Here is a 6975-nt window from a genome sequence, read left to right on the forward strand (position 1 = left end):
GGGCCGCGCGGCCCTTCATGCTGCTTTGGCTCGCTCCTGCGCTGTCTTGACGGGCCCCTTGGCTGCAACGAGCGCCTCGTGGTCCAGTGCGGTCTGCGCGGCATAGGCCATCGCGAAACTGGTCAAGGCGTCGTCGAAGATCCCCGACGCCCCCATGTAACCGGCGATCGTCGCCGCATCGCCCGAGCGGACATGCGCGCGTGCAAGCGTGCGGCCGCAGAGTTCGGCATAGGCCGTCAGGGCCTGGCCCTCCACCACTTCGGCGATCGATCCGAGGCGGCGGTTCTTGAGTTGCCGAACGTAGAAATGCCGCCCGCTGGCGCTGTCATCCGCCCAGCCCAGGAAGACGTCGCTGGCCGCCTGCAGCATGCGCTGGCCTTCCACCACCCGCTGTCCCTGATGCGGTGGCCCCGGGTTCTTGCTCTTCGTCAGCCGGGCGAGGACCGAGGTCTGGGCTTCCTTGACCTGCAGGAACAACGGCTCGTCATCGGCCGTCATGAACAGGCCTACGACGCAGAACGTGCCGACGCTGCCGACGCCGACGACCTTGAAGGCGAGGTCCCGCAGGCCGTAGCGCGTCACCAGCACGCGGCGCTCGGGCGGCAGGGTCTCGCGATAGTGATGGAAGACCTTGTGGGCCTGCAGCGAGCGCGTGCTGTCGCGTTCCTCAGGCAGATGGTAGATCAGCGGCGGCCGGTCCTCGATGCCCCAGGAGCCGTCCGCCCCGGTATGCAGGCGGGGAAAGTTGCTGTCCTGCTGCGGATTGCGCGACGCCTTGGTGAGCAGGCCTTGCACATGCTTGCGCAGCGTCGGGTCGTCGATCCGCTCCAGTTCCTCTCCGAGTTCGGTGCGCGCATGCCAGGCCTCCAGCGGAGTGAGCTTGGCCAGCCTGCGCAGCCGGCGGCGATAGGCGCTCACCGTCGCTGCAACGGTGAGCCGGGCGGTCCTCCTGGAAAATCCGGCGTCGAGCGCTGCCACAGCGACACTGGCGGCCAGGCGCTTGAGATCGACGGCGAAGTCGATGCCCGGCAGCGTTTCGTCGAAATCGTTGATGTCGAACAGGACGTTCTCTTCCGGCGTGGTGAAGGCGCCGAAATTCATGAGATGACAGTCGCCGCAGGCCTGAACGGGCAGACCGGCCGATGGCAGGCCGGCCAGATCTTCCGCCATCACGGCCGCCGCACCGCGCAGAAAGGCGAACGGGCTCAGCATCATGCGCTCGTAGCGGATCGGCAGAAGCTCCGGAATGCGGCTGTCATCGGTCCCGGCGAGAATGGCGACAGCGTCGCTGCTGGAGCGGGGCGCCCAGTCGGCATGGCTCTCGCGCGGAACCTTGCCGCGCAGGGCCTTGCCGGCGGCGTAGCGCTCGGCACGGGACAGAAGCTGCGGCTTGGCCGGTTGATGTCGCGTCATCGGGGACCTCGATCTTGCCGTTTCGGCCCGCATGGACATGCTGTTCGTCGACGGACCTGTCCTTGGCGGCCGTATTCCGCGACCCGTCGCTTGCGCAGGACCCGTTTATACCAGCCTCCGGGGGCGATGCCCAAGCAAGAGGCCGTGACCCGGATGCTGTTCGTTTCCAAAGCCCGCAAGCATCTGTTCTCGTTGTCGCAGGTATTCGGAGAGACATTGCCAGACAATGCCCGAGAGGAGCATACTGTCTAATCTGGCCCAAAGGCACGATGTCGGGAGGGTTCGGAATGAACGGCTCCGGGGAACGTCGGGGCGGATGGAGCTGGTGGTACCTGCTCTTCATCGTCCAGTTCATCGCGGTACTCTGGCCGCCGTTCTACAACCGGCTCGACCCGGTCTGGGCAGGCATTCCGTTCTTCTATTGGTACCAGATGCTCTGGGTGCTGATCGGAGCCGCCTTCACCGCCACCGTCTACTTCGGGACCAAGGACTAGCTCGCCCGACCAGACCCTGTGCCTGACGACGACGAGCTCCGACAGGAGCGTGTCATGCATGACGTGAACTGGACCGCCACCACGGTGTTCGTGGCGTTGTTCGGCTTCATCACGTGGCTCGGCTTCGCCGCCGCCAACTGGCGCAAGGCAGATCTCGACCAGCTGCACGAATGGGGCCTCGGCGGCCGCAGATTCGGCACTTGGATCACCTGGTTCCTGGTCGGCGGCGACCTCTACACCGCCTATACCTTCATCGCCGTGCCGGCTCTCGCCTTCGGCGCCGGGGCGGTGGCGTTCTTCGCCGTGCCCTACACGATCGTGATCTACCCGATCCTGTTCCTGGTCTTTCCCAGGCTCTGGCATGTCTGCCACAGGCACGGCTACATCACCGCCGCCGATTTCGTCCGCGGCCGCTTCGGCAATCGCTGGCTGGCGCTCGCCGTGACCATCACGGGCATCCTCGCGACCATGCCCTATATCGCGCTGCAGCTCGTCGGCATCCAGGTGGTCATCGGCGCGCTCGGCATTTCCGGGACCGGCCTTGCCGCCGACCTGCCGCTGATCTTCGCTTTCCTGGTCCTGGCGGCTTTCACCTATTCGAGCGGCCTGCGCGCGCCGGCCTCGATCGCGATCGTCAAGGACATCCTGATCTATGTCACCGCCTTTGCCGCGATCATCATCATCCCGATCCAGCTCGGCGGCTTTGCCAAGATCTTCGCCGCGGTGCCGGACACGAAGGTCCTGCTCGAAACGCCGCCCCCCGGCTCGACCGGGGCCTACAGCACCTACGCGACGCTGGCGCTCGGATCGGCGCTGGCGCTGTTCCTCTATCCGCATTCCATCACCGGCATTCTCAGCGCCAATGGCGGCAAGGCCATCCGGCGCAACGCCGCCATGCTGCCGGCCTATTCCTTCCTGCTCGGCATTCTCGCGCTGTTCGGCTTCTTCGCGATCGCCGCCGGCGTCCGCAGCATGCCKGAATATGCGGCGGGCTTTGCCGAGTTCGGCAATAATTTCGCGGTGCCGGCCCTGTTCCTGCACAGTTTCCCGGCCTGGTTCGTCGGCATCGCCTTCGCCGCCATCGGCATCGGCGCCCTGGTTCCGGCGGCGATCATGTCKATCGCGGCCGCCAATCTCTATACCCGCAACATCCACCGGGAGTTCATCAACCGGAACCCGACCGACCGGCAGGAGGCCCAGATGGCGAAATGGGTTTCGCTGGTCGTCAAGCTGGGTGCGCTCGTCTTCATCCTGTTCGTGCCGACGCAATATGCCATCCAGCTGCAGCTGCTCGGCGGCATCTGGATCATCCAGACGCTGCCGGCGGTGATGCTCGGCGTCTATACGCGTTGGTTCAACGGCTGGGCGCTGCTGATCGGCTGGCTGGCCGGGATCGTCGCCGGCACGCTGATGGCCTTCGCGTCCAATCTGACGCCGACCTTTCCGCTCAGCTTTGGCGGGCATGTCTTCCCGGGCTACACCGCCGTCTACACGCTGGTCCTGAACCTCGTCATCGCCGTCGTGCTGACCTTGCTCTTCCGGGCGTTGAAGGCCCATTCGATCGCGGCCGACGAGACGATGGCCGCCGATTATTCCGCCTGACACCCCGGGGACCGGGCCGGACATGGGCCACGGCCTCCTCACGGCGCCACGCTGTCCCCTTGGCTTGGACCGGGATGGCGAAGCCGCAGACTATTTGGCGCGTCGCCCCGGTTGTGAGATCGTCGCCTGATCAGGAGCGAAGAAGCGAGGGCCCTATGGATACGGACCAGGAGGCCAAGGACCGCGTCACGCAGATCATGCAGAAGCACCTGGAACTTGCGCAGGAGCAGCTCGAAATGGCTGAGCGCGGCGTGCTCTTGTCGATTGATGGAGCACCCGAAGGGATCAATCTGACCAAGGAGGCATTGGCCATCCGCGTCGGGCAATTGCAGGGTGCGCTTGATCGACAGCGAGGACGCGGCTGATACCAGCCATGCGCCTGCAGAAGGGCGTGAAGCGGGACCGTCGTTGCGCTGGTCCGCTCTTCCCAGCCCAGCGAACGCGCATGTCACGCGCCAGTCCTCGGCCGCGATAGGGGGCGTTCGAGGGCGGTGGCGGGCGCCTATGCCGACCTTGGCATGCGCGACGCGTTCGCCGAGCCGACCGAGCGCTTCCGGCTCTTGCGGATGTGATCGACGAAGGCGCGCAGCTTCGGCGCCATGTTCTGGCGGCTCGGATAATACAGGAAGAACCCCGGGAAGAACGGGCAAAATTCTTCGAGCACGGGAACGAGCTCCCCGCGCTGGATGGACGGTCGAAATGTTTCCTCCAGCCCGATGGTGATGCCGCCGCCCGCGACCGCCATGCGGATCATCAGCGCCATATCGTTGGTGGTGGCCTCCGGCTTCACGTCAACCGCGAAATCCTGGCCCGCCTCCGTGAACTCCCACCGGTAGGGAGCCGCTCGTGGCGCCGGGCGCCAGCCGATGCAGCGATGCGCCGCGAGCTCGCGCGGATGGATCGGCGTCCCCCGGCGCGCCAGGTAGCCGGGAGCGCCGACGGCGAGTTGCCGTTGCGGGGCGGAGACGGGAACGGCGATCATGTCCTGCTCGATGACCTCGCCGAGCCGCACGCCCGCGTCATAGCCGTAGGCGACGATGTCGATCTCGTCATCCGTCACCAGGACGTCCAGCTGCACGTCCGGGCATGCCACCCCGAAACTGGTGAGAAGCGGGCCTGACAGGAAACTCTCTGCGATCGAGGAGACCGCCAGCCGCAACTGGCCGCGCGGTCCGGAGCCGAGTTGATGAGCAGCCTCGGTCGCCGCGCGGATATCGGCCAGCGACGGGGCGATGTCGGCATGGAGACGCTCGCCGGCTTCGGTGAGGCCGACGCTGCGGGTGGTGCGGTGGACGAGGGCAATGCCCATTGCGTCCTCGAGCCGCCTGATCGTCTGGCTGACGGCCGAGCGCGTCACGCCTAGCCGGTCCGCGGCTGCCCGGAAGCTTCGTTCCTCGGCGACCAGGACGAAGGTCGCGAGCGCGTTGAGGTCGGTCGCCATTGGTTAGAAAGTCTAACCATAGCGTCGCCTCCTGGCTAGATACCGGCGACAGCGCCGGGCGCCTATCTCCTCGATCACGGGTTCCGCATCACGCAGCGGACCAAGCGAGAGGAGTTGGACCATGGCTATGGACAAGACCGTTCTGGTGACCGGGGCATCAAGCGGCATCGGCGTCGGCATCGCCCGCGAGCTCGCCGCCGCCGGAGCCCGTCTGATGCTGGGCGCACGCAGGGTCGAGCGACTCGATGCCCTCGCCGAAGAGCTTCGGCAGGGCGGCGCGAAGGTCGACTATCGCCGCCTGGATGTGACGCGGCAGGACGACGTCCTGCGCTTCGCCGACGCAGCCCGTCAGCAGTTCGGGCGGATCGACGTCATCGTCAACAATGCCGGCGTGATGCCGCTCTCGCCGATGGCCTCCCTGAAGGTCGACGAGTGGGACCGCATGGTCGACGTCAACATCAAGGGCGTCCTCTACGGAATCGCCGCGGTCCTGCCGGAGATGACGTCCCGGGGCTCCGGCCACATCGTCAACATCGCCTCGATCGGTGCGCTCAGCGTCTCGCCGACGGCGGCCGTCTACTGCGCCACGAAATATGCCGTCCGGGCGATCTCGGACGGCCTGCGCCAGGAGCGCAGCGACATCAGGGTCACCTGCATCCATCCCGGCGTCGTCGAGAGCGAGCTCGCCGGTACGATCACCGATCGCGCGGCGGCCGAAGCCATGAAGACCTACCGGAGCATTGCGCTCCAGCCTGACGCCATCGGTCGGGCCGTCCGCTACGCGCTGGAGCAGCCCGAGGACGTGGACGTCAACGAGATCGTCGTCCGCTCGACCAGGGCGCCGCACTGATGCGGGCCGGGGTCATTACCGTCGCGACGGGTGTCGTGGCGGCGCTTGCAGGTGCTGCCTTCGCGGAGAAACCCATGACGCAGGCCACTCATCCCTTTGTCGACATGTGGGTCACCGACGACAACCGGATCCGCCACGAACTCCTGCCGGACGGCCGCTATGTCGAGGCGCGCGGCAACCGCGAGGGCGCCTATCGCGGGCGATACGAAGTGACAGGCCGACACATCGAATACTGGGACGATACCGGCTTCACCGCCGACGGCGACTTCGTCGACAACGACACCCTCCACCATGCCGGCATGGTTCTTCGCCGGCGTGTCCGGCCGTCCTCCGCGACGGCCCCGTAAGCCGGATTTCCGGCAGTGGCGGCCCCGCGCGGTGGTCGCCCGGGCCGCTTTCCCAACCACCCTGAAGCGAAGGAGACGTTCAATGAACTCTGCTGCCCCATTCAATCGACCTGCGACCGCCGCCCGGCGCATCGGGCTTGCGGCCATCGTCGCCCTGGCCATCGCGCCGGCCATCGCCGCGCCGGCCCAGGCCGACACCGCACGCAACGAGACCATCGTGCGCGACGCGTTCCAGCGCTGGGCCGCCGGGGACAATGTCTTCCAGCAGCTGCTGGCCCCCGACATCGTCTGGACGATTCCGGGCTCCGGTTCCGTCGCGGGCACCTATCGCGGCATGACGGATTTCATTGAGCGGGCCTCCGTGCCGCTGGTCAGCCGCCTCGCGACCCCGCTCGTTCCCCAGGTCCGGCACATCTGGGCCGTCGGCGACCGGGTGATCGTCCGCTTCGACGCGACGGCCACGACGACTGGCGGACATCCCTATCGCAACCAGTTCGCCTGGTGTTCCGGATGAAGGACGGCAAGGTCGCCGAGGCCGAGGCGTTCCTCGACCTCGTCGCCTACCAGCAGGTCGTCGACAACAATCAGCCACGCCAGCGCTGACGCTTCGGATGGAGCCGCCGGGCCGGCAGCGGTTCGGGCCGGGAGCGGTCTGGGATCAGATGCGCCCGCTGCCAGGTTCGGCCGCGCCGGCCTRCTCGCGCAGGAGCGACAGAAAGGCCTGCGCGGCCCGGCCGACATAGCGCTCCTTGTGCTGTAGGGCGTAGAAGCGGCGTCGCGGCACGGTCGCTGCGACCGCAACCAGTGACCCGGCCCGCAGCGCCGCCG

At 67.0% G+C, this 6975-nt stretch carries 8 protein-coding genes; 6 read left to right on the forward strand and 2 right to left on the reverse strand.

The features are described from left to right. Positions 1 to 15: 15 nt before the first annotated feature. Positions 16 to 1413 carry a DUF2252 domain-containing protein gene (locus tag AC1D34_RS32065; RefSeq protein WP_441507326.1) on the reverse strand — a complete coding sequence of 466 codons (1398 nt, stop codon included), beginning with the start codon at positions 1411 to 1413 and terminating at the stop codon, positions 16 to 18. Positions 1414 to 1700: 287 nt separating this feature from the next. On the opposite strand from AC1D34_RS32065, the gene AC1D34_RS32070 reads away from it, so the two are divergent. From AC1D34_RS32070 to AC1D34_RS32080, 3 genes are all read left to right on the forward strand, one after another. Further along, positions 1701 to 1907, forward strand: coding sequence for a DUF3311 domain-containing protein (locus tag AC1D34_RS32070; protein ID WP_441507327.1), 207 nt, complete (start codon positions 1701 to 1703; stop codon positions 1905 to 1907). Positions 1908 to 1961: 54 nt separating this feature from the next. Beyond that, positions 1962 to 3509, forward strand: a complete 1548-nt coding sequence (gene mctP / locus AC1D34_RS32075) for a monocarboxylate uptake permease MctP (RefSeq protein ID WP_441507328.1) — start codon at positions 1962 to 1964, stop codon at positions 3507 to 3509. A gap of 155 nt (positions 3510 to 3664) precedes the next feature. After that, complete coding sequence (locus AC1D34_RS32080; protein WP_441507329.1) at positions 3665 to 3874, forward strand: hypothetical protein; 210 nt, start codon at positions 3665 to 3667, stop codon at positions 3872 to 3874. A 137-nt stretch (positions 3875 to 4011) separates the two neighbouring features. Here AC1D34_RS32080 and AC1D34_RS32085 read toward each other — a convergent pair whose 3' ends face one another. Further along, positions 4012 to 4950, reverse strand: a complete 939-nt coding sequence (locus tag AC1D34_RS32085) for a LysR family transcriptional regulator (RefSeq protein WP_441507330.1) — start codon at positions 4948 to 4950, stop codon at positions 4012 to 4014. A gap of 121 nt (positions 4951 to 5071) precedes the next feature. On the opposite strand from AC1D34_RS32085, the gene AC1D34_RS32090 reads away from it, so the two are divergent. The 3 genes from AC1D34_RS32090 (at position 5072) to AC1D34_RS32100 (ending at position 6661) form a co-directional block, all read left to right on the forward strand. Continuing rightward, complete coding sequence (locus AC1D34_RS32090) at positions 5072 to 5800, forward strand: SDR family oxidoreductase (protein ID WP_441507331.1); 729 nt, start codon at positions 5072 to 5074, stop codon at positions 5798 to 5800. Continuing rightward, complete coding sequence (locus AC1D34_RS32095) at positions 5800 to 6147, forward strand: Atu4866 domain-containing protein (RefSeq protein ID WP_441507332.1); 348 nt, start codon at positions 5800 to 5802, stop codon at positions 6145 to 6147. Before AC1D34_RS32090 ends, AC1D34_RS32095 begins: the two co-directional genes overlap by 1 nt. An 82-nt stretch (positions 6148 to 6229) precedes the next feature. Then, positions 6230 to 6661 (forward strand): nuclear transport factor 2 family protein, encoded by a 432-nt coding sequence (locus tag AC1D34_RS32100; protein WP_441507333.1) that lies wholly within the window; start codon positions 6230 to 6232, stop codon positions 6659 to 6661. Positions 6662 to 6975: the final 314 nt, after the last annotated feature.

This window comes from Allobosea sp. P1_A7 (genome assembly GCF_056406775.1).